Source organism: Streptomyces sp. NPDC001530, assembly GCF_042894545.1.
Lineage (GTDB): Bacteria > Actinomycetota > Actinomycetes > Streptomycetales > Streptomycetaceae > Streptomyces.
Genome location: NZ_JBIAVS010000019.1, coordinates 62,995 through 83,847 on the forward strand (window position 1 = coordinate 62,995; position 20,853 = coordinate 83,847).

Below are 20,853 nucleotides of genomic sequence, written 5' to 3' on the forward strand. Positions count from 1 at the left end.
CTCCGCCGCTACGGCGGGAGCGCGGCCGCTGGGGCGTCAGCCCCGATAGATCGCCTCGATCTCGTCGGCGTAATCCTTGGCCACCACGTTCCGCTTGAGCTTCAGGGACGGCGTGAGGTGCCCCGACTCCTCGGTGAACTGCGAGGCGAGGATACGGAACTTGCGCACCGACTCGGCCTTGGACACCGCCGCGTTGCCGTCATCGACGGCATCCTGAATCGCGGCGACCAGGTCCGCGTCCTCGCGCAGCGACGCCGCGGTGGAGCCGGCCGGCTTCCCGTGCTCCTCGGCCCAGCGGCCCAGGAACTCCTCGTCGACGGTGACCAGCGCGCCGACGAACGGCCGCCCGTCGCCGACCACCATGCACTCCGCGACCAGCGCGTGCGCGCGGATGCGGTCCTCGATCACGGCCGGGGCGACGTTCTTGCCGCCCGCGGTGACGATGATCTCCTTCTTGCGGCCCGTGATGCTGAGGTAGCCGTCCTCGTCGAGGGTGCCGATGTCACCGGTGTGGAACCAGCCGTCGGCAAGGGCCTCGGCGGTCGCGCCCTCGTTGTTCCAGTACTCCTTGAACAGGTGCTCGCCGTGCAGCAGCACCTCCCCGTCGTCCGCGATGCGGATCACGGAACCCGGCAGCGGCTGCCCGACCGTACCGATCTTCGTCCGGTCCCAGGGGTTGAACGCGGTGGCCGCGCAGGACTCGGTGAGGCCGTAGCCCTCCAGGACCGTGAAGCCGATGCCGCGGAAGAAGTGTCCGAGCCGCTCGCCGAGCGGGGCGCCGCCGGAGATGGCGTACTCGCCGCGACCGCCGAGCACCGCGCGCAGCTTGCTGTAGACGAGCTTGTCGAACGTCTTGTACTTGATCTTGAGACCGAGCGACGGGCCGGACGGGGTGTCCAGCGCGCGGCTGTACGCGATCGCCGTGTCCGCCGCCTTGTCGAAGATCTTGCCCTTGCCGTCCGCCTGCGCCTTGGCGCGCGCCGAGTTGTAGACCTTCTCGAAGACGCGCGGCACACCGAGGATCAACGTCGGCCGGAACGCGGCCAGTTCATCGGTGAGGTTCTTGATGTCCGGGACGCAGCCCAGCTTGATCGGCGCCATCATCGGCGCGACCTGCACCAGCCGCCCGAAGACATGCGCGAGCGGCAGGAACAGCAGGACGGAGCACTCGCCCGTACGGAACAGCGGGCGCAGCCGCTCCACGATGTTGCCGCACTCGGCGAAGAACGCGCGGTGGGTGAGGACGCAGCCCTTGGGCCGGCCGGTCGTGCCGCTCGTGTAGACGATGGTCGCCGGGTCGTCGGCCTTGGCGAGCGAGCTGCGCTCCTCGACGGTGGCGTCGCTGACGTCCTTGCCGAGACGCCCCAGCTCCTCCACACCGCCGGCCTCGATCTGCCAGACGTGCTTGAGGGCGGGCAGCCGGTCGCGCACCGACTCCACGGAAGCCGCGTGCGTGTCCAGCTCCACGATGCAGGCGGTCGCGCCCGAGTCGCCGAGGATCCACTGCACCTGCTCCGCCGAGCTGGTCTCGTACACCGGCACGGTGACCGCGCCCGCGCTCCAGATGGCGAAGTCGAGCAGCGTCCACTCGTAGCGGGTACGGGACATCAGGCCGACCCGGTCGCCGGGCTGGACGCCGGAGGCGATCAGGCCCTTGGCGGCGGCCCGCACCTCGGCGAGGAAGGCGGTCGCGCTGACGTCCGTCCAAGTGCCGCCCACCTTGCGGGCGATGACGGCTACGTCGGGATGCTGCGCGGCGTTTCTGCGGACGATGTCGGTCAGGTTGCCGTCGGCAGGGACCTCGTACAAAGCCGGAAGGCTGAACTCGCGCAAGACTGCTGCTCCTCATAGGGCGCCGACGCCACGACTCTGTGTGATGCGACGGTGCGGTCCAAGGCTCGGGCAAGTACTCAAGAGATCACTTGTTGAAATCCTGAGTACGACTGGACGGCCCGGACGTTACCCGCCGGTATGGCTTCTTCGACAGGGGGTCCCGGCGAGATGTTCTGTGCGTCACACGTGTGGGCGTTCCTTCGCGCACAGTAGTCCACCCTTTTCCTGACTAGCCAGTAACCGCAGGTCCAGCCGCCTCTATTCACGTTTGCCCCACAGGCCTACGCTTGATCGTCATGGCACCCACACCGGTCGGTAACCCGAGGACGCGCATTCATGTGGTCAGTGACGTGCACGGCAACGCCCGGGACCTGGCCAGAGCCGGTGACGGTGCGGACGCCCTGATCTGCCTGGGTGACCTGGTCCTCTTCCTCGACTACGCCGACCACTCGCGCGGCATCTTCCCGGACCTGTTCGGCAAGGAGAACGCGGACCGCATCGTCGAGCTGCGCACCGCCCGCCGCTACGAGGAGGCGCGCGAGTTCGGTGCCCGGCTGTGGTCCGGCATCGGCACGGACCGGGCCGCCGCCATCGAGAAGGCGGTGCGCAAGCAGTACGCCGAGATGTTCGCCGCGTTCCCGACACCGACGTACGCGACCTACGGCAATGTCGACATGCCGACCCTGTGGCCGGAGTACGCCGGCCCCGGCACGACCGTGCTCGACGGCGAGCGCGTGGAGATCGGCGGCTGGACGTTCGGCTTCGTCGGCGGAGGCCTCAGGACCCCGATGCGCACGCCGTACGAGATCAGCGACGACGACTACGCCGCGAAGGTCGAGGCGCTCGGCGAGGTCGACGTGCTGTGCACGCACATCCCGCCGGACGTACCGGAGCTGGTGTACGACACGGTGGCGCGGCGTTTCGAGCGCGGGTCCCGCGCTCTGCTGGACGCGATCCGGCGTACGCGCCCCCGCTACTCGCTCTTCGGCCATGTCCACCAGCCGCTCGCCCGCCGGATGCGGATCGGAGCGACGGAATGCGTGAATGTGGGCCACTTCGCGGGGTCGGGCCGGCCGTTCGCGCTGGAGTGGTGAGCCGCCCACGGTGGTGAACCCCAGGTGGGGTGATAGCGCCCGCGGCTGTGCGCGGTAGCCTTCACGCTGCACACACGTGCGCACCACCCTCCCTCACCGGACCGCATCTGGAGGAGCCACCGCGATGGCGGAACACACCAGTTCGAGCATCACGATCGAGGCGGCACCGGCTGACGTCATGGCGGTGATCGCCGACTTCGCCCGCTACCCGGACTGGACGGGTGAGGTGAAGGAGGCCGAGGTGCTCGCCACGGACGAACAGGGCCGCGCCGAGCAGGTGCGCCTGGTCATGGACGCCGGCGCCATCAAGGACGACCAGACCCTCGGCTACACCTGGACCGGCGACCACGAGGTCTCCTGGACCCTGGTCAAGTCCCAGATGCTCCGCTCCCTGGACGGCTCGTACATCCTCAAGCCCGCCGGCACCGGCGCCACCGAGGTCACCTACCAGCTGACCGTCGACGTCAAGATCCCCATGCTCGGCATGATCAAGCGCAAGGCCGAGAAGGTCATCATCGACCGGGCCTTGGCGGGCTTGAAGAAGCGCGTGGAGTCCGGGGAGAAGTAGGGGTCGCCGTCGCAGCTGTGGGCCATCGTGGCTTCTTCAGCCCGTCCGGCGTTTGCGGACGAGGCCGTCAAGGCCGATGCGGGGGTTTGGGGGCGGCAGCCCCCAGGGGACGGGAATGGGTAGGGGCGCAGGGGGCGAAACACCCCTGCCGGCGGCGCTGAACCCCGGCCCCGCCAAGGCGCCCCACCCGCACAGGTACCGTTCACCCTCATGCGCACCATCCTGATCACCGGCCAGGGCGGCACCGGCCGTACCACCGTCGCCGCGGCCACCGCGCTGCGGGCAGCCCGCGAGGGCACCCGCACCCTGGTGCTCAGCGCCGACCGCACCGACACCCTCGGCGCCGTCCTCGGCGTACCCACGGGATCGGCCCCCGTGGCGGCGGCCCCCGGCCTCACCGCCTGGCGCCCCGACGCGGCGGAACGCTTCCGCGACGACCTCACCACCTTCCAGCAGCGCGCGCAGACCGCCCTGGACCTGCTCGGCGCCTCCCGCCTGGACGCCGAGGAAGTCACCCCCTTGCCCGGCGCCGAGGAGCTCGCCCTGCTTCGCGCCCTGCGCGACGCGGCGATGTCGGACGCGTACGACCTCCTGGTCGTGGACCTCCCCCCGGCCCCGCAGGCCCTCGCCCTCCTCGCCCTCCCCGAGGAACTCCGCCGCTATCTGCGCCGGCTGCTCCCGCCGGAGCGCCAGGCGGCCCGCGCCCTGCGCCCCGTCCTCGGCCGCCTCGCGGGCGTCCCGATGCCCGCGGAGTGGCTGTACGAGACGGCAGCCCGCTGGGACATCGAGCTGGCCGCCGTGGCGGCGGTCGTCGAGGACCGCGCCACGACCGTACGGCTGGTCGCCGAGCCGGGCCCGGCCGGTACCGACGCCGTACGCACCGCCGCGACCGCCCTCGCCCTGCGCGGCCTGTCCGTGGACGCCCTGGTCGCGAGCCGTGTGCTGCCCGGCGCCACCCACGACACCTGGCTGGCGGCCCTCGCCGCCCAGCAGCGCAAGGCGCTGGACGAGTGGCAGGAGACATACGCCGTCCACGAGGTCCCCCACCTCGGCCACGACCCGCGCGGCACCGACGACCTCGCCGCGCTCCCCGTACCCGGCGTCAACGAGACGCCACCCCCGGTCGAGTGGCCCGTCACCGACCACCTCGCCGACGACGGTGTCCTCGTATGGCACATCCCGCTCCCCGGCGCGATACGCGAGGAACTCGACCTCATCCGGCGCGGCGACGAACTCGTGATCACGGCAGGGCAGGTCCGCCGTATCGTTCCGCTTCCGTCGGCCCTGCGCCGCTGCAGCGTGGCCGGCGCCGCGCTGCGCGAAGGCGAGCTGAGGATCCGATTCGCACCGGACCCCGATCTGTGGCCCCGGACACGGTGAACGGTGTACCCCCGTTCGGGTAACGTCGAAAGCACGAACCGTAGGCAGGAGTCCGCCATGAGCGAAGAGCGCCCCACGTCCGACGCCGCTCAGGAGGAGGCGGCCGAGGAGGTACGCGCCGAAGAGGCGCGCGCTACCGACGCCGACGCCTGGGCGAAGGCCTGTGCCGAGGATCTCGCGGCGGAGAAGGCCCGCCGCCGCGCCCAGTACGGCCCACAGCAGGGCTCGGCCGCCGAGGAACTGCGCAAGCTCGTCGACGCCGTCGCCGACAAACTGTCCGGACTCCAGTCGCCGCTCTTCGGCGCGATGGCCTCCGGCACCGCCCAGCAGATGGTCAACCAGGTCGTGCAGCAGGCCAAGGCCGCCGTCGAGCCGGTGCTGGAGCGCAATCCGGACGTGTTCGACCACCTCGCGGCCGCGGGTTCCGAGCTGCTCGCCGCCTACCGCTCGGCCGTCGAGGCACAGGAGCGGCGCTGGACGACCCGGGACACGCGCCCGCGCGACGAGGGGACCGGTCCAGGGGAACACATCGACTTGGACTGAGGGCCCCTCGGGTACGGTTGGCCGTAGCGGGGCTCGACCGAAACTGAGGGATTCATGGGACTCACCATCGGCGTCGATATCGGCGGCACGAAGATCGCGGCCGGTGTGGTCGACGAGGAAGGCAACATCCTCTCGACCCACAAGGTGCCGACCCCCAGCACGCCGCAGGCCATCGTGGACGCCATCGCCTCTGCCGTGGAGGGCGCGCGCGCCGGACACGACATCGTCGGCGTGGGCATCGGTGCCGCCGGATACGTGAACCGCCAGCGCTCGACGGTCTACTTCGCACCGAACATCGACTGGCGGCAGGAGCCGCTCAAGGCCGAGGTGGAGCAGCGCGTGGGGCTGCCGGTCGTCGTCGAGAACGACGCGAACGCGGCGGCGTGGGGCGAGTACAAGTTCGGCGCGGGCAAGGGCCACCGCAACGTCATCTGCATCACCCTGGGCACGGGCCTGGGCGGCGGCATCATCATCGGCAACAAGCTGCGCCGCGGGCACTTCGGTGTGGCCGCCGAGTTCGGCCACATCCGGATGGTGCCGGACGGTCTGCTGTGCGGCTGCGGCTCGCAGGGCTGCTGGGAGCAGTACGCCTCGGGGCGCGCCCTCGTCCGGTACGCCAAGCAGCGGGCCAACGCGACCCCCGAGAACGCGGAGATCCTGCTCGCGCTGGGCAACGGCACCCCCGACGGCATCGAGGGCAAGCACATCTCGGTGGCCGCGCGGCAGGGCGACCCGGTCGCGGTGGACTCCTACCGTGAGCTGGCGCGCTGGGCCGGAGCGGGCCTCGCCGACCTGGCCTCGCTCTTCGACCCCTCCGCCTTCATCGTCGGCGGCGGCCTCTCGGACGAGGGCGAGCTGGTCCTCGACCCGATCCGCAAGTCGTACAAGCGCTGGCTCGTCGGTGGCAACTGGCGCCCGGTGGCCGAGGTCATCGCCGCGCAGCTGGGCAACAAGGCGGGGCTCGTCGGGGCGGCGGACCTGGCCCGGGAGCCCGACCCGATCATGTGACACCGTCGGCACGGCACCCGGTACGGCGGCGCCCGCCGTGCTGGATGCCGTGCCTTGTCGGGCGGGTTTCCGCCCGCGAGTGGGGCGCCTTCGGATCGTCGTGGGTCGGGGCCGCGCCGGTACATCCGCCCGCATCCGAACGGATCGGCTGGGGGTTCTCAGGGAGCCGTCCGCTGGGGATCCGTCCGGATGCGGGCATTTGATGTACCGGCACGGCCCCTTCCGTGCGTGGGCGGCTGCGGGGCGGTGCCACACCGCCGTCAGCGACGTGTGAGCTGTCCGTCACCAGCGCGTGAGCTGTCCGTCATGGGTGCGTGAGCTCTCCGCCATCGTCCGTCATGGGTGCTTGAGCTGTCGTATCTTGATCGCCATGCCGACCAGCCCCTCAGCCAGTCCGCTGCCCGACTCCCGTACCGAAGCCGACGGTTCCGCCGTCATCAGGGTGCTCAGTTACAACATCCGGTCGATGCGCGACGACACCGGCGCGCTCGCGCGGGTGATCAGTGCCTGCGCACCCGACCTGGTCCTGGTCCAGGAAGCGCCCCGGTTCTTCCGCTGGCGCAAGAAGCTGGCGCGGCTCGCGGCCGCGTCCGGGCAGGTGATCCTGTCGGGCGGCGCCACGGCGTCGGGGCCCGCGCTGCTGTGCTCCCTGCGGGCCACGGTGGAGCGCACCGAGGACGTGCTGCTGCCGCTCACCCCCGGTCTGCACCGGCGCGGTTTCGCCACCGCCGTCGTACGGTTCGGCGGTGCCCGCCTCGGTGTCCTGAGCTGCCATCTCTCGCTTCAGAAGGACGAGCGGTACGAGCAGGGCGGCATGCTCCTCGACCGCCTCGCGGGGCTCGGCACCCCGCATGCCGTCGCGGGCGGGGATCTCAACGAACGGCCGAACGGCCCCACCTTCAAGCGCCTCGCCGGCACCCTCCAGGACGCCTGGGCGACCCGGCCCTGGGGCGCGGAGTACACCTCCACGCCCATGGACCCCCATCAGCGCATCGACGCGATCTTCGCCACCGAGGGCGTGGAAGTCCTGGGCTGCGGGGTGCCGCTCGGCCTGCCCGGAGTGGCGGAGGCAGACCTGAGGGCGGCCACGGATCACTTGCCCGTGTTGGCCGCCCTCAGAGTGCCCGTGTCCTGAAGCGGGGTCAGACCACCGCGCCTCGCCCGGGGTCGTCCCCGTCCTCGTCGTCGGTCTTCATGCGCATCACCAGCGTGGCGAAGCCGCCGAGGAAGCCGCCGATGCCGAGGGTGGCGAGCCACCAGGTCATGTCCCAGCCGAGGAGGACGGCCAGCAGGAGCAGGATGGGGCCGCCGATGACGGCGAGCCAGGCGAACTTGGCCGTGGTGTCGGCGGCCGGCAGCGGGGGCGGCTCGGGCGGTACGAAGTGGCCCTCGTCGTCCTCGTCGAAGTCGTCGTCGGAGGGCTCGGACGCCTGGTAGTCGCGCGGGCCGCCGACACCGGGAGCGAACGCGACCGAGCTGCCCAGGGGCTTGGCCGTGGGGGGCGTGCCCTCGGATCCGGCCCCGGGCTTCTCGTCCCCGCCGTCGCCGTCAGGGGCGTCGTTCGTCTTCGGGTCGAGGAGTGCCAGGTCCTCGACCGACTTGAACGGTTTCGCGCCGGGCGGGTCCGGCGGCTCCTCGCCGTACCCGGCGACGATCGCCTGCCACGCGGCGTCCTCGTCGAAGGGCACGCTCTGCTCCTCGCCGAGGGGCTCGCCGAGAGGTACGCCCTTCTCCTCGGAATCGCCGCGGTCCGCGTCGTGCTCAGCCACCGGTGGCCGTCCCTTCCTGCTGACCCACCTGTCCCACCTGACTCACCTGTCCCACCTGACCCGCGTCGGACTTCTTGCCGGCACTGGGCGCGAGCCGGGCGATGAACGCGTGGCTCTCCTCGAAGATCCGGTCCGCGTCGTGGTCCAACGTCGCGACGTGGTAGCTCTGTTCCAGCAGGATCTCCGTCACGTCCGTGGACGACACCCGGCTGAGGACGCGCGCCGAGTCGGCGGGGGACACCACATGGTCCTGGGCGCTGTGCAGCAGCAATATCGGCTGGGTGACCTGCGGCAGCTCGCCGTCGACGAGTCCGCAGAGATTCCGCATCGAGTGCGCGGCGTGCAGCGGCACCCGGTCGTACCCGAGCTCCGCGGCACCCTCCTTCGCGATGTCGCTCACGATGCCCTTCGTCGACCGTACGAAATGTCGCAGCACTGGAAGGGCGTGCGCCGCCAGGCCGTGCACCTTGTTCAGCGGATTGACGATCACGATGCCGGTGATCTCGTCACCGTGCTTGGCCGCGAGGCGCAGCGTGAGCGCGGCGCCCATGGAGAGGCCGCAGACGAACACCTGCGAGCACCGGTCCCTCAGGGCGCGCAGCTCGCGGTCCAGCTCCGCGTACCAGTCCTGCCAGCCGGTGAGCTGCATGTCCTCCCAGCGCGTCCCGTGCCCCGGCAGCAGCGGCAGGCTGACGGTCAGGCCGCGCTCGGCGAGATACTCCGCCCAGGGGCGCAGCGACTGCGGGCACCCGGTGAAGCCGTGGCAGAGAAGGACGCCGACCTCTCCGCCCTCGTGGCGGAACGGCTCGGCTCCAGGAAGGACCGGCACCTTCGGTCTCCTGTTCATAGAGGCGGGCGAAACGGAACCCCCGAGGCTTCGAGGCGTACTTCACCGTACGCGACCGCACTGACACCGACCAGGGTCGTCGGGTCCTTTGACAGTGCTCCGGGTTAAGGTCTGATCGACGACACAGGAGGCACTCGGGTGATCTGCGGCGCAATGAAGTTTTCCATCGGAGGGCCGCTGAAGCTTGCCTTCAGGCCCTGGGTGGAAGGCCTCGAGAACATCCCCGCCGAGGGCCCCGCCATTCTGGCGAGCAATCACCTGTCGTTCTCGGACTCGTTCTTCCTGCCCGCGGTCCTCGACCGCAAGGTGACCTTCATCGCCAAGGCCGAGTACTTCACGACGCCCGGCATCAAGGGCCGGATGACCGCCGCCTTCTTCAAGGGCGTGGGCCAGCTCCCCGTGGACCGCTCGGGCGCGCGCGGCGCGGGCGAGGCGGCCATCAAGAGCGGTATCGAGGTCATCGAGCGCGGTGAGCTGTTCGGCATCTACCCGGAGGGCACGCGCTCGCCCGACGGCCGCCTCTACCGCGGCAAGCCCGGCGGCCTCGCGCGCGTGGCGCTCGCCACCGGCGCGCCCGTCATCCCGGTCGCGATGATCGACACCGAGAAGATCCAGCCGCCGGGCAAGGTGATGCCCAAGCTGATGCGCCCGGGCATCCGCATCGGCAAGCCGCTGGACTTCAGCCGTTACCGCGGCATGGAGCACGACCGCTTCGTGCTCCGCGCGGTGACCGACGAGGTCATGTACGAAATCATGAAGCTCTCCGGCCAGGAGTACGTCGACATATACGCGACCGCCGCCAAGCGGCGGATCGCGGAGGCGGCGAAGGCCGAGAAGGACGCCGAGAAGGCGGCGAAGGCCGCGCTCGCGCAAGCCGAGAAGCAGGCCGCCAAGGAAGCCGAGCAGGCGGAGAAGGAACGGTCCGGCTCCTAGACGCGTCCGTCAGGACGTGCGGGAGTTGGGGGGGTGGGGGAGATGGCCAAGCGCGAGCGCGTGATGAGGATGTCGGTCGAGCAGCCGCTGTGGCGTGCGCTCACCGCGTATCGCGTTCTGACCATGCTGTACGCGATCGGCCTCTTCGCCACCGCGTACGACAAGTTCGCCCGCCCCTGGGTGGCCATCGCGTTCTACGCGCTGCTCTTCGTGTGGACCCTGGCGACCCTCCGCAGGGTCGCGAACGCGGCCAGTTGCACCAAGCGGTTCCTCACCGCCGACCTCACCATCGCGCTCGCCGGCATCCTGCTCACCCGGGTCGCCGACGACGCGTCGCGGATCGAGTCCGGCGGCCCGACCCTGCCGTCGATATGGACCGCCGGTTCCGTCCTGGCCTTCGCGATCAAGGGCGGCTGGCGCTGGGCGGCCTTCGCCTCCACACTCGTCGCCGCCGTCAACCTCGTCGAACGCGGTGCCCCGACCCGCGACACCATCCACAACGTGGTCCTGGTCTGGGTCGCCTCCATCGCCATCGGATACGTCGTCGAGGTCGCCCGCGCCTCCGAGCGCACCCTCGCCCGCGCTCTGGAGATCGAGGCCGCCACCCGCGAACGGGAGCGCCTGGCCCGCGACATCCACGACGGCGTACTCCAGGTTCTCGCCATGGTGCAGCGGCGCGCTTCCGCGCTCGGCGGCGAGGCGGCGGAGCTGGGCCGGATGGCCGGCGAGCAGGAAGCGGCGCTGCGCACGCTGGTCTCGGGCGGTCTCGTGCCCGTCTCGCGGGTGTCGGAGGACGCCGCGCTCGGTGCGGTCGTACGAGCCGTCGAGGAGCAGGACGAGGACGAGGACTCCGCGGGCCCCGTCGACCTGCGCGCGCTGCTCGTCCCGTACGCCACCGCGCGCGTGACCCTCTCCGAGCCCGGCGCGCCCGTGCCGCTCGCCCCGGCGGCCGCCAAGGAGCTGACCGCGGCTGTCGGTGCCGCCCTGGACAATGTGCGCAAGCACGCCGGTGCGGACGCCCGGGCCTGGATCCTGGTCGAGGACGAACCGGACGCGGTGATCGTGACCGTACGCGACGACGGCCCCGGCATCCCGGAGGGCCGGCTCGACCAAGCCGAGGGCGAGGGGCGTCTCGGGGTCGCCCTGTCGATCCGCGGACGGCTGCGCGACCTGGGCGGCACGGCCGAGCTGATCTCGGTCCCGGGCCAGGGCACGGAGGTCGAGCTGAAGGTACCGAAGGTTTCACGGGGGAAGGCGGAACGGCGATGACGAAGACGGTGGAACGGCGATGACGGGGACGACGGAGGCCACAGACGTGCAGCAGGGGCCGATCAAGGTCATGGTGGTCGACGACCACCCCATGTGGCGCGACGCCGTCGCCCGTGACCTGGCCGAGTCCGGCTTCGACGTGGTCGCCACCGCGGGCGACGGCGAGCAGGCCGTGCGCCGCGCCCAGGCCGCCGCGCCCGATGTCCTCGTGCTCGATCTGAACCTGCCCGCCAAGCCCGGCGTCCAGGTCTGCAAGGAACTGGTCGGCGCCAACCCGGCGCTGCGTGTCCTTGTCCTGTCGGCCAGCGGCGAGCATGCCGACGTCCTGGAGGCGGTGAAGTCCGGCGCCACCGGCTATCTGCTCAAGTCGGCCTCCACGGAGGAGCTGATCGACGCGGTGCGCCGTACGGCCGTCGGCGACCCGGTGTTCACGCCCGGCCTCGCGGGCCTGGTCCTCGGCGAATACCGCCGGCTGGCCTCCGAACCGGCCCCCGCCGCGGGCGCCGACGAGCCCAAGGCCCCCCAACTCACCGACCGCGAGACCGAAGTGCTCCGCCTGGTCGCCAAGGGCCTGAGCTACAAGCAGATAGCCGAGCGCCTGGTCATCTCCCACCGCACGGTGCAGAACCACGTGCAGAACACCCTCGGCAAGCTGCAACTCCACAACCGCGTGGAGCTGGTGCGCTACGCGATAGAGCGCGGACTTGACGAGGCGTAAGCCTCTCGCGCCAGCCCTGGTACACCTCACGCACCCGTAGGCGTAAACCTGACGCACCCACACCATCGAGTGAAGACGACTGATCAACACCCGCACAATTCACCGGAATTGACCTTCCGCACCATGCCGAAGTGACCTGGATCACTATTAGCGTGAGTCCATCAGGCAACCGCGGCGAAGGGACTTTCCATGCGGGTCGGAGTACTGACCGGAGGCGGCGACTGCCCCGGGCTCAACGCCGTCATCCGGGGCATCGTCCGTAAGGGCGTGCAGGAGTACGGCTATGACTTCGTCGGCTTCCGGGACGGCTGGCGAGGACCGCTCGAGGGCGACGTCGTGCGGCTCGACATCCCCGCCGTGCGTGGCATCCTGCCCCGTGGCGGCACCATCCTCGGCTCCTCGCGCACCAACCCCCTCAAGCAGGAGAACGGCATCCGCCGGATCAAGGAGAACCTCGCCAAGCAGGAGGTCGACGCGCTCATCGCGATCGGCGGCGAGGACACGCTCGGCGTCGCCGCGCGTCTCACCGACGAGTACGGCGTCCCCGTCGTCGGCGTACCGAAGACCATCGACAACGACCTGTCAGCCACCGACTACACCTTCGGCTTCGACACCGCCGTCGGCATCGCGACCGAGGCGATCGACCGCCTGCACACCACCGCCGAGTCGCACATGCGCGTCCTCGTCTGCGAGGTGATGGGCCGGCACGCGGGCTGGATCGCGATCCACTCGGGCCTGGCCGGCGGCGCCAACGTCATCCTCATTCCTGAGCAGCGCTTCGACGTCGACCAGGTGTGCGCCTGGGTGACCTCGCGGTTCAAGGCCTCGTACGCGCCGATCGTGGTCGTCGCCGAGGGGGCGATGCCCAAGGACGGCGACATGGTCCTCAAGGACGAGTCCCTCGATTCCTTCGGGCATGTGCGCCTCTCAGGGGTCGGCGAGTGGCTGGCCAAGGAGATCGAGAAGCGCACCGGCAAGGAGGCCCGGACCACGGTCCTCGGGCACGTCCAGCGCGGCGGCACCCCCAGCGCGTTCGACCGCTGGCTCGCCACCCGCTTCGGGCTGCACGCCATCGAGGCCGTCCGCGACGGCGACTACGGCAAGATGGTCGCCCTGCGCGGCACGGACATCGTCCGCGTCCCGATCGCGGAGGCAACGGCCAAGCTGAAGACGGTCGACCCGAAGCTCTACGAGGAGGTCGGAGTCTTCTTCGGCTGACCCGGCACACCAGGGTTATGGGCCGTATATTCGGCCCATAACCCGGTGGAACGGGAGGAAGCGTGGAGATCCTCGCCTTCGGCGTCCAGGCCGACGAGAAGCCCCTGCTCGAGAAGGCCTTCGCGGGACACCACGAGCTCCGCAGCCTCGATGTCTTCCTCAACGAGGACACCGCTCCCATCGCAGCCGGCTACGAGGCCATCTCCACCAGCGTCAACTGCGGCCTGGGCCACCGCGTCCTGCAGACCCTGGCGGCCGGCGGGACACAGCTCGTCGCCCAGCGCTCCACCGGCTTCAACAACATCGACCTCGAGGTCGCCGAGCGCCTCGCCATGACGGTCGCCCGGGTCTCGTCCTACTCGCCGTACTCGGTCGCCGAGTTCGCCTGGACCCTCGGCATGGCCGTCAACCGCCGTATCGTGCGCGCCGCCATCCGCACCCGCGACTTCGACTTCCGGCTCGACGGGCTGATGGGCCGTGACATGCACGGCCGTACGGTCGGCGTCCTCGGCACCGGCAAGATCGGCGAGGCGTTCACGCGGATCGCCCACGGCTACGGCATGAACCTGCTCGGCTGGGACGTCGTCGAGAACCCGGCCTGCGTCGAACTCGGCATGAAGTACGTCTCCAAGGACCAGCTCCTCGCCGAGTCCGACCTGATCTCCCTGCACGTACCGCTGATGCCGGAGACCCAGCACCTCATCGACGCCGCCGCCCTGCGCACGATGAAGGACGACGCGATCCTGGTGAACTCCAGCCGCGGCGGCCTGATCGACACTGCGGCCCTCGTCGCCGAGTTGCGCGAGGGCCGCTTCACGGGCGTCGGCCTCGACGTGTACGAGGCGGAAGCCGGGCTCTTCTTCCTCGACAAGTCCCTGGAGCCCGTCGAGGACGACACCCTGGCCCGCCTCGTCACCTTCCCGAACGTCCTGGTCACGTCCCACCAGGCGTACTACACCGAGGACGCCGTCGGCCAGATCATCGAGGCCACGGTCAAGAACGTCCTCGACTACACGGCGGGCCGCCGCTCGGAGAACGTGCTGGTGCCCCGCAGCTGACCGATCAGCTCCCGTACGACCGCCGTGCCGTTCAGCGTCAGCACCGACTCCGGGTGGAACTGCACGCCCGCGAACCCGGGACCGCGCATCGCGTGCACCTCGCCGCTGTCACTGCGGCTGACCTCGACGCCGTGCGCGGACAGCTCCACGAGGGCCTCCTCGTCGCACCGCGCCACGAAGCTGTTGTAGAAGCCGACGGTCTCCGCCCGCCCGAACAGGTCGATCTCCGTCTGCGCGCCCTGGTACGGCACTTCCTTGCGGACGATCTCCAGGCCCAGCTCGGCCGCGATCAGCTCATGGCCGAGGCAGACACCGAGCACGCCGTGACGGTGACCGCGGATCACCTCGGCGGTGAGCTCCCGCAGGAACCGCATCTTGGGATCGGTCATATCCGAGGGGTCGCCGGGGCCGGGCCCCAGCACGAGCGGCCCCTCGTGCGCGAGCACCGCGTCCCGCAGCCCCGGCTCGTCGTAGCGCCGTACCGTCACCGCCAGCCCACTCGACCGCAGCACATGCGCGAGCATCGCCGTGAAGGTGTCCTCGCCGTCCACGACCAGGGCGTGGCCTTCCAGCGAGTCGGCCCGCGCCTGCATCCGCAGCCAGAACGGTGCGAGCGAGGCCCGCCGCCCGTCCAGCGCCGCCTGCACGCGCGGGTCGTCGCCCAGCTTCGGCCGTACGCCCTCCGCACGCGGCCGCCCCGCCCGTACCCCCAGAGCCGCCAGCACGCCCGCCGCCTTGGCATGCGTCTCGGCGACCTCGCTCGCCGGATCCGATCCCCGGACGAGCGTGGCGCCCACCGGCACCCGCAGCCGTCCCCCGGCGTCGATGTCGGCGGTCCGGATGAGGATGGGGGAGTCCAGGGTCTGCGCCCCGCCGGCGTCCCGCCCGACGAGGGCCAGCGCACCCGCGTAATAGCCTCGCCCACCGACCTCGTACCGCTCGATCACCCGGCACGCGTTCTGCACCGGCGAGCCGGTGACCGTCGCCGCGAACATGGTCTCCTTCAGCACCTCGCGCACATCCAGCGAGGACCGGCCCCGCAACTCGTACTCGGTGTGCGCGAGATGGGCCATCTCCTTGAGCCGCGGCCCGATCACCACCCCGCCCATGTCGCCGACCGTGCACATCATCTTGAGCTCCTCGTCGACGACCATCGAGAGCTCCTCGATCTCCTTGCCGTCGGCGAGGAAGGCGAGCAGATCCTCGGGCGTCGGCCCCTCGGCCGGGTAGCGGTACGTGCCGCTGATCGGGTTCATCACCACGGTCCCCCCGGACATCCGGACGTGCACTTCGGGGCTGGCCCCGACCAGCGTGCGCTCCCCGGTGTGCACGACGAACGTCCAGTACGCGCCCCGCTCACCGACCAGAAGCCGCCGGAAGAGGGCCAGCGCGTCGGCCTTCCCGAACCCCGGGATCTCCCCCTCGTACGTACGCCGGATCACGAAGTTCGCGCCCTCGCCCCGCCCGATCTCCTCGCGCAGCACCCGCCCGACGATCCCGGCGTACTCCTCGTCCTCGACGTCGAAGCCGCCGCCCTCGACGCGCACGTCGTGCGACGGCAGCTGCGACAGGGCCTGGTTCAGCGGCAGTTCGTACGTCTCCTCGGGGGCGAGCACCGTGAGCGGTGTGCCGTCGTCGCGGACGTCGAAGCCGCGCTCGCGGATCTGGCGGTAGGGGATCAGCGCGAGGCCCTCGTCGGGGATGTCGGCGAGGCGGTCGTAGGTGGCGACCGGGCCGAGCAGCACCTCGACCACGTCATGGTCGTGGCCGGGGGTGCGGCGGCGCAGCAGGGCGAACGGACGGGGATCGTCCAGGAGGTCGAGCAGGTTCACGGGTCCTGTTCCTTCTCACTCAGAGACTCACTCGGAGAGGAACGGGCCCGGAAACACCGAAGGCCGCCCCTCGGGCGGCCTTCGCGAAGTCTTGCGTACGCGCAGTCAGTGGGCCGCCGGATGAGCGGTCCACCACCAGTTCTGGATCGAGTGCGCGAACATGCGCCGCACCCTACCCGACCCGGGGGCCCGGCAACAGCGTGAACCGTTCGCGTACGGGGTTCGGACGGCTCGGACACCGGCCATTCATGGCCAGGTAGACCGACCGATCCGACCGAGGAGAGAGTCATTTACGCACCTCGTTCACCCATGCCCAGCCGGAGCGTGCCCCGCCGGAGCGTGCCCCGCCGGAGCGGCGCACGCGCGCTCGCTGTGTTCGCCGCGGCCACGGCCCTCGCCGCCGCCCTGCCCGGCGCCGCCCAGTCGGCCCCGCGCTCCTCCGACGACACCACCCGGGTCACCTACCGGGGCCACGCCTTCGACGTGCCCGCCTCCTGGTGGGTCGTGGACCTGGAGAAGAACCCGGAGGCCTGTGTCCGCTTCGACCGTCACGTCGTGTACCTCGGTACGCCGGGCGAACAACAGAACTGCCCGGCGCGCGTACGGGGACGTACCGAGGCGCTCCTGATCCAGCCCGATACCGGCGCCGAGAGCGCCGCGGCCGCCGCCGGGAGCCCCCACGTCGTCACCAGCGCCGTCACCGAGGACCGTACGGCCGGTACGTACCGGGTCACCGCGGACCGCATCGCCGTGACCGCCGCGTACGGGGACGACCGCACGCGGATCCAGGACATCCTCCGCGGCGCCGGCCTGCCCGTCGCCGCCGCACCGGCCGCCGCGCCGCCGCCCGCCGTGGCGCCCCTCGCCAAGGACGCGACCTCCTTCCGCGGCGAGGGCTTCGACGCCTGTACCGCACCGAGCCAGAAGGCCATGGACGCCTGGCGGGACGCGTCCGACTACCGCGTCGTCGGCATCTACATCGGCGGGATCAACCGCGCCTGCGCCCAGCCGAACCTCACCGCCCAGTGGGTGCGGAAGCAGTACGCGGCCGGCTGGCGGTTCATCCCGCTGTACGTCGGCCGGCAGCCCGCCGCGGACGGCGGCAGCTGCGGGGGCGGCTGCGCGGAGATCACCGACCCGGTGCCGCAGGGCACCGCGGCCGCCGACGACGCGGCCCGGCAGGCCGCCGCGCTGGGGCTCGGCAAGGGAACGGTGATCTACGACGACCTGGAGCACTACCAGCGCGGAGACGCCGTGACCGCCCGGGTCCTCTCCTATCTCGGCGCCTTCACCGAGCGCCTGCACAAGCTGGGCTACCGCTCCGGCGCGTACGGCAACACCTCGTCCCTGGTCACCGACCTGGTGGACAACCGCGACGACGTCACCCTGCCCGACGTCATCCACTTCGCCAGCTGGAACTACGAGTCGACCACCGACGACCCGGCGGTCCCCGCGACCCTGTGGGCCAAGCACCAGCGCATCCACCAGTACGTCGGAGACACGACCGAGACCCACGGCGGCGTGACGATCTCCATCGACCGCGACCGGATCGACGTGGACTAGGAACGTGGGTGCTCCGGGCGGCGCGGGCAGCTGCCGCACGACCGCCCGGAGCACCCCCGATCGAGCGGGCGGCGTCTCAATTGATGAGCACGTGAAGGGACGCCCGACACGACCCCGTAATGTTGTGGAGGTGACCGTGAACGCTAAGTCCAGCGCGAGCGCTGGCAACACCTGGCGAAACCTGCCCGCGGCGCAGCAGCCCGAGTACCCCGATGCCGAGGCTCTGCGCGATGTGATCGCGGACCTCGAGTCGTATCCGCCGCTCGTCTTCGCGGGCGAGTGCGACCAGCTGCGCGCCCGGATGGCGTCCGTCGCCAAGGGAGAGGCGTTCCTTCTCCAGGGCGGCGACTGCGCCGAGGCCTTCGACGCCGTGTCCGCCGACCACATCCGCAACAAGCTCAAGACCCTGCTCCAGATGGGCGCCGTGCTCACGTACGCCGCCTCGGTGCCGGTCGTGAAGGTCGGCCGCATCGCCGGCCAGTACTCCAAGCCGCGCTCCAAGCCGACCGAGACCCGCGACGGCGTGACGCTCCCGACCTACCGGGGCGACTCCGTCAACGGCTTCGACTTCACCGAAGAGGCCCGCATCCCGGACCCCGAGCGCCTGAAGCGGATGTACAACGCGTCCGCCTCCACGCTCAACCTGGTGCGCGCCTTCACCACCGGCGGCTACGCCGACCTGCGCCAGGTGCACGCCTGGAACCAGGACTTCGTGAAGTCGTCCCCGTCCGGCCAGCGCTACGAGCAGCTGGCGCGCGAGATCGACAACGCGATGAACTTCATGCGGGCCTGCGGGACCGACCCGGAGGAGTTCAAGACCGTCGAGTTCTACTCCTCGCACGAGGCGCTGCTCCTCGACTACGAGTCGGCGCTGACCAGGGTCGACTCGCGTACGGGCCACCTGTACGACGTCTCGGGCCACATGGTGTGGATCGGTGAGCGCACCCGTCAGCTGGACGGCGCGCACATCGAGTTCGCCTCGAAGATCCGCAACCCGATCGGGATCAAGCTGGGCCCGACGACGACGGCCGAGGACGCGCTGCAGTACATCGAGCGCCTCGACCCGGACCGCGAGCCGGGCCGTCTCACTTTCATCGTGCGGATGGGCGCGGACAAGGTCCGCGACAAGCTGCCCGAGCTGGTCGAGAAGGTCACCGCCTCCGGTGCGACCGTGGCCTGGGTGACCGACCCGATGCACGGCAACACCTTCGAGGCGGCCTCGGGCCACAAGACCCGCCGTTTCGACGACGTGCTCGACGAGGTCAAGGGCTTCTTCGAGGTCCACAAGGGCCTGGGCACGCACCCGGGCGGCATCCACGTCGAGCTCACCGGTGACGACGTCACCGAGTGCGTGGGCGGCGGCGACGAGATCTTCGTCGACGATCTGCACCAGCGCTACGAGACGGCCTGCGACCCCCGCCTGAACCGCAGCCAGTCCCTTGACCTGGCCTTCCTGGTCGCCGAGATGTACCGCGACCAGTAGCAGATCAGCGGGAGCCGCGCCTGTTACCGGCGGATGAAGTGGGGCGCGGATCACATACGATCCGCGCCCCTCCCCACTTTTGCGCTCCCCGCCCGGCGGGTAAGGTTAGGTAAGCCTCACCGATTAATCGGGCAATTCGCTCTATCGGTACGGCACGACCTGTGAATCCCGCCGGGAGGTGAACCGCGTGTACGTCTGCAACTGCTTCGGAGTGACCGAAGCGCAGGTGAAGAAGCACGCGGAGGGCGGCGCCTGCACCCCTCGGCAGATAGCCTCGGCCTGCAAGGCGGGCACGGACTGCGGCTCGTGCGTGCGCCGCATCCAGGAGCTGCTGGGCCGGGGTGCGTGTCCGCGCCGGGAGCTCGCGGATCGGGGCAAGCCGGTCCTCTCGGAGATCGCCGAGAGCGCGGAGCCGGCGGCCGAGCTGAAAGAGGCCGCCTAGCTCGCCGGTCAGCTCTCCGGCTGCTCGACCAGCTGCGCGATGTAGAGCGCCTCGCCGAGTTTCTCGACCAGCTCCAGCTGGGTGTCCAGATAGTCGATGTGGTGCTCCTCGTCCGCGAGGATCGACTCGAAGATGTTCGCGGACGTGATGTCGCCCTTCGTGCGCATCACCTCGATCCCGCGCCTGAGGCGGTCGATCGCCTCGACCTCCACCTGCCGGTCGGCCTCGAACATCTCCTTGACGGTCTGCCCCACGCGGACGTGGAACAGCCGCTGGTAGTTCGGCAGGCCCTCCAGGAAGAGGATCCGGTCGGTGAGCACCTCCGCGTGCTTCATCTCGTCGAACGACTCGTGCCGCGTGTACTTCGCGAGCTTGGTCCAGCCGAAGTTCTCCTGCATCTTCGCGTGCAGGAAGTACTGGTTGATCGCCGTCAGCTCGGCGGTCAGCTGCTCGTTGAGGAATTCGATGACCTCGGGGTCGCCCTGCATCGCAGAGGCTCCTTCCAAGCGGGGGACTGGGGAGGTTGCGCCGCATCTTTGCACCGGCGTAGGGGGCAGTCCAGTAAGTGCATGCTTAGTAGGAGTTGCCCGAATCCGACCGAGGCTGGTCATGTGCACTGTCCCGGGTCTGTCAGGATGGAGTCATGGGTCAGCCGGTGGAGCGTGAATCTGGAGAAGCGGCGCAGTCGGAGCTTCCGCCGGGGCAGCGACTTCAGCGCGGCTGGCCGGTCACGCACTACGGGCCCGTACCCAAGTTCCGCCCCGAACGCTGGGAGTTCAGGGTCTTCGGCGCCACCGCCGACGGCGAGAAGCACTGCTGGACCCACGAGGAGTTCACGGCCCTGCCGTACGCGACGGTCGTGGCCGATCTGCACTGCGTCACGAAGTTCAGCATGCTCGGGGCCGAATGGGGTGGCATCCCCGCCCGTACGATCCTGGAGATCGCCCCGCCCGCACCCAGCGTCACCCATGTGATGGTCTGGGCCGAGTACGGCTTCAGCTCGAACCTCCGTCTGTCGGACTTCGCCTCCGACCGCACGATCTTCGCCACCCACAAGGACGGCGAGCTGCTGACGGCGGAACACGGCTTCCCGCTCCGCCTCATCGTCCCGCACCTGTATGCCTGGAAGGGCCCCAAGTGGGTCCGCGGCGTCGAGTACATGACGGCCGACCGCCGCGGCTTCTGGGAGGAGCGCGGCTACCACAACATCGGCGACCCCTGGCGCGAGCAGCGCTACTCGTACCAGGAGGAGCCCGGGGACGGCCCCGAGCTCTGACTCCTGGCACGGCTGCCGG

The 20,853-nt window shown here is 70.4% G+C and carries 21 protein-coding genes; 15 read left to right on the top strand and 6 right to left on the bottom strand.

Translation table 11 applies throughout. The features are described 5' to 3' along the window. Nucleotides 1-36: 36 nt before the first annotated feature. Nucleotides 37-1,833 carry an AMP-dependent synthetase/ligase gene (locus ACFY0T_RS34485; RefSeq protein ID WP_388879654.1) on the bottom strand — a complete coding sequence of 599 codons (1,797 nt, stop codon included), beginning with the start codon at nucleotides 1,831-1,833 and terminating at the stop codon, nucleotides 37-39. Between the two features lie 296 nt (nucleotides 1,834-2,129). On the opposite strand from ACFY0T_RS34485, the gene ACFY0T_RS34490 reads away from it, so the two are divergent. From ACFY0T_RS34490 to ACFY0T_RS34515, 6 genes are all read left to right on the top strand, one after another. Continuing rightward, nucleotides 2,130-2,927, top strand: coding sequence for a metallophosphoesterase (locus ACFY0T_RS34490; protein WP_388879657.1), 798 nt, complete (start codon nucleotides 2,130-2,132; stop codon nucleotides 2,925-2,927). A gap of 124 nt (nucleotides 2,928-3,051) precedes the next feature. Further along, entirely contained in the window at nucleotides 3,052-3,495 is a 444-nt protein-coding gene (locus ACFY0T_RS34495) for an SRPBCC family protein (RefSeq protein ID WP_388879660.1), read from the top strand. Nucleotides 3,496-3,705: 210 nt separating this feature from the next. Then, a complete protein-coding gene (locus ACFY0T_RS34500; RefSeq protein WP_388879663.1) occupies nucleotides 3,706-4,875 on the top strand; it encodes an ArsA family ATPase in 1,170 nt (389 codons plus the stop codon). 57 nt (nucleotides 4,876-4,932) lie between these two features. Beyond that, nucleotides 4,933-5,418: a DUF5304 domain-containing protein gene (locus ACFY0T_RS34505; RefSeq protein WP_388879666.1), complete on the top strand. Its 486-nt coding sequence runs from the start codon at nucleotides 4,933-4,935 to the stop codon at nucleotides 5,416-5,418. Nucleotides 5,419-5,472: 54 nt separating this feature from the next. Further along, nucleotides 5,473-6,426, top strand: coding sequence for an ROK family glucokinase (locus tag ACFY0T_RS34510; protein WP_388879670.1), 954 nt, complete (start codon nucleotides 5,473-5,475; stop codon nucleotides 6,424-6,426). Nucleotides 6,427-6,796: 370 nt separating this feature from the next. Then, the gene (locus tag ACFY0T_RS34515; RefSeq protein WP_388879673.1) at nucleotides 6,797-7,561 is read left to right on the top strand and encodes an endonuclease/exonuclease/phosphatase family protein; all 765 of its coding nucleotides are present in this window, start codon (nucleotides 6,797-6,799) and stop codon (nucleotides 7,559-7,561) included. A gap of 7 nt (nucleotides 7,562-7,568) precedes the next feature. Here ACFY0T_RS34515 and ACFY0T_RS34520 read toward each other — a convergent pair whose 3' ends face one another. Both ACFY0T_RS34520 and ACFY0T_RS34525 read right to left on the bottom strand, forming a co-directional pair. Further along, complete coding sequence (locus ACFY0T_RS34520; protein ID WP_388879677.1) at nucleotides 7,569-8,195, bottom strand: hypothetical protein; 627 nt, start codon at nucleotides 8,193-8,195, stop codon at nucleotides 7,569-7,571. Further along, entirely contained in the window at nucleotides 8,188-9,024 is an 837-nt protein-coding gene (locus ACFY0T_RS34525; RefSeq protein WP_388879679.1) for an alpha/beta hydrolase, read from the bottom strand. Before ACFY0T_RS34525 ends, ACFY0T_RS34520 begins: the two co-directional genes overlap by 8 nt. A 171-nt stretch (nucleotides 9,025-9,195) precedes the next feature. Between ACFY0T_RS34525 and ACFY0T_RS34530 the strand changes: the two genes are divergently transcribed. From ACFY0T_RS34530 to ACFY0T_RS34550, 5 genes are all read left to right on the top strand, one after another. Beyond that, complete coding sequence (locus ACFY0T_RS34530) at nucleotides 9,196-9,975, top strand: lysophospholipid acyltransferase family protein (RefSeq protein WP_388879682.1); 780 nt, start codon at nucleotides 9,196-9,198, stop codon at nucleotides 9,973-9,975. Between the two features lie 42 nt (nucleotides 9,976-10,017). After that, nucleotides 10,018-11,244: a MacS family sensor histidine kinase gene (gene macS, locus ACFY0T_RS34535; RefSeq protein ID WP_388879685.1), complete on the top strand. Its 1,227-nt coding sequence runs from the start codon at nucleotides 10,018-10,020 to the stop codon at nucleotides 11,242-11,244. Nucleotides 11,245-11,263: 19 nt separating this feature from the next. Further along, complete coding sequence (locus ACFY0T_RS34540) at nucleotides 11,264-11,962, top strand: response regulator (protein ID WP_388879688.1); 699 nt, start codon at nucleotides 11,264-11,266, stop codon at nucleotides 11,960-11,962. Between the two features lie 189 nt (nucleotides 11,963-12,151). After that, nucleotides 12,152-13,180 carry a 6-phosphofructokinase gene (locus tag ACFY0T_RS34545; protein WP_388879691.1) on the top strand — a complete coding sequence of 343 codons (1,029 nt, stop codon included), beginning with the start codon at nucleotides 12,152-12,154 and terminating at the stop codon, nucleotides 13,178-13,180. A gap of 62 nt (nucleotides 13,181-13,242) precedes the next feature. Then, nucleotides 13,243-14,238, top strand: coding sequence for a 2-hydroxyacid dehydrogenase (locus ACFY0T_RS34550; protein ID WP_388879694.1), 996 nt, complete (start codon nucleotides 13,243-13,245; stop codon nucleotides 14,236-14,238). On the opposite strand, the gene ACFY0T_RS34555 is transcribed toward ACFY0T_RS34550, so the two are convergent. After that, the gene (locus ACFY0T_RS34555; protein ID WP_388879696.1) at nucleotides 14,190-16,070 is read right to left on the bottom strand and encodes an anthranilate synthase family protein; all 1,881 of its coding nucleotides are present in this window, start codon (nucleotides 16,068-16,070) and stop codon (nucleotides 14,190-14,192) included. The genes ACFY0T_RS34550 and ACFY0T_RS34555 overlap by 49 nt on opposite strands. A 105-nt stretch (nucleotides 16,071-16,175) precedes the next feature. Next, nucleotides 16,176-16,316, bottom strand: coding sequence for a trp operon leader peptide (locus tag ACFY0T_RS34560; protein ID WP_388879699.1), 141 nt, complete (start codon nucleotides 16,314-16,316; stop codon nucleotides 16,176-16,178). 63 nt (nucleotides 16,317-16,379) lie between these two features. On the opposite strand from ACFY0T_RS34560, the gene ACFY0T_RS34565 reads away from it, so the two are divergent. From ACFY0T_RS34565 to ACFY0T_RS34575, 3 genes are all read left to right on the top strand, one after another. Further along, entirely contained in the window at nucleotides 16,380-17,633 is a 1,254-nt protein-coding gene (locus ACFY0T_RS34565) for a glycoside hydrolase domain-containing protein (protein WP_388879702.1), read from the top strand. 130 nt (nucleotides 17,634-17,763) lie between these two features. After that, nucleotides 17,764-19,116, top strand: a complete 1,353-nt coding sequence (locus ACFY0T_RS34570; protein WP_388879705.1) for a class II 3-deoxy-7-phosphoheptulonate synthase — start codon at nucleotides 17,764-17,766, stop codon at nucleotides 19,114-19,116. A gap of 178 nt (nucleotides 19,117-19,294) precedes the next feature. After that, nucleotides 19,295-19,558: a bacterioferritin-associated ferredoxin gene (locus ACFY0T_RS34575; RefSeq protein WP_388879707.1), complete on the top strand. Its 264-nt coding sequence runs from the start codon at nucleotides 19,295-19,297 to the stop codon at nucleotides 19,556-19,558. 8 nt (nucleotides 19,559-19,566) lie between these two features. Here the strand turns inward: ACFY0T_RS34575 and bfr are convergent, their stop codons facing one another. After that, nucleotides 19,567-20,046 (bottom strand): bacterioferritin, encoded by a 480-nt coding sequence (gene bfr / locus ACFY0T_RS34580; RefSeq protein WP_388879710.1) that lies wholly within the window; start codon nucleotides 20,044-20,046, stop codon nucleotides 19,567-19,569. 155 nt (nucleotides 20,047-20,201) lie between these two features. On the opposite strand from bfr, the gene ACFY0T_RS34585 reads away from it, so the two are divergent. Further along, the gene (locus ACFY0T_RS34585; RefSeq protein WP_388879712.1) at nucleotides 20,202-20,834 is read left to right on the top strand and encodes a sulfite oxidase-like oxidoreductase; all 633 of its coding nucleotides are present in this window, start codon (nucleotides 20,202-20,204) and stop codon (nucleotides 20,832-20,834) included. Nucleotides 20,835-20,853: the final 19 nt, after the last annotated feature.

Bases quoted from the DNA above. Each gene is read 5' to 3' on its own strand.
- ACFY0T_RS34490 (WP_388879657.1), top strand. From the start codon at position 2,130: ATGGCACCCACACCGGTCGGTAACCCGAGGACGCGCATTCATGTGGTC.
- ACFY0T_RS34495 (WP_388879660.1), top strand. From the start codon at position 3,052: ATGGCGGAACACACCAGTTCGAGCATCACGATCGAGGCGGCACCGGCT.
- ACFY0T_RS34500 (WP_388879663.1), top strand. From the start codon at position 3,706: ATGCGCACCATCCTGATCACCGGCCAGGGCGGCACCGGCCGTACCACC.
- ACFY0T_RS34505 (WP_388879666.1), top strand. From the start codon at position 4,933: ATGAGCGAAGAGCGCCCCACGTCCGACGCCGCTCAGGAGGAGGCGGCC.
- ACFY0T_RS34510 (WP_388879670.1), top strand. From the start codon at position 5,473: ATGGGACTCACCATCGGCGTCGATATCGGCGGCACGAAGATCGCGGCC.
- ACFY0T_RS34515 (WP_388879673.1), top strand. From the start codon at position 6,797: ATGCCGACCAGCCCCTCAGCCAGTCCGCTGCCCGACTCCCGTACCGAA.
- ACFY0T_RS34530 (WP_388879682.1), top strand. From the start codon at position 9,196: ATGAAGTTTTCCATCGGAGGGCCGCTGAAGCTTGCCTTCAGGCCCTGG.
- macS (WP_388879685.1), top strand. From the start codon at position 10,018: ATGGCCAAGCGCGAGCGCGTGATGAGGATGTCGGTCGAGCAGCCGCTG.
- ACFY0T_RS34540 (WP_388879688.1), top strand. From the start codon at position 11,264: ATGACGGGGACGACGGAGGCCACAGACGTGCAGCAGGGGCCGATCAAG.
- ACFY0T_RS34545 (WP_388879691.1), top strand. From the start codon at position 12,152: ATGCGGGTCGGAGTACTGACCGGAGGCGGCGACTGCCCCGGGCTCAAC.
- ACFY0T_RS34560 (WP_388879699.1), bottom strand. From the start codon at position 16,316: ATGGCCGGTGTCCGAGCCGTCCGAACCCCGTACGCGAACGGTTCACGC.
- ACFY0T_RS34565 (WP_388879702.1), top strand. From the start codon at position 16,380: ATGCCCAGCCGGAGCGTGCCCCGCCGGAGCGTGCCCCGCCGGAGCGGC.
- bfr (WP_388879710.1), bottom strand. From the start codon at position 20,046: ATGCAGGGCGACCCCGAGGTCATCGAATTCCTCAACGAGCAGCTGACC.
- ACFY0T_RS34585 (WP_388879712.1), top strand. From the start codon at position 20,202: ATGGGTCAGCCGGTGGAGCGTGAATCTGGAGAAGCGGCGCAGTCGGAG.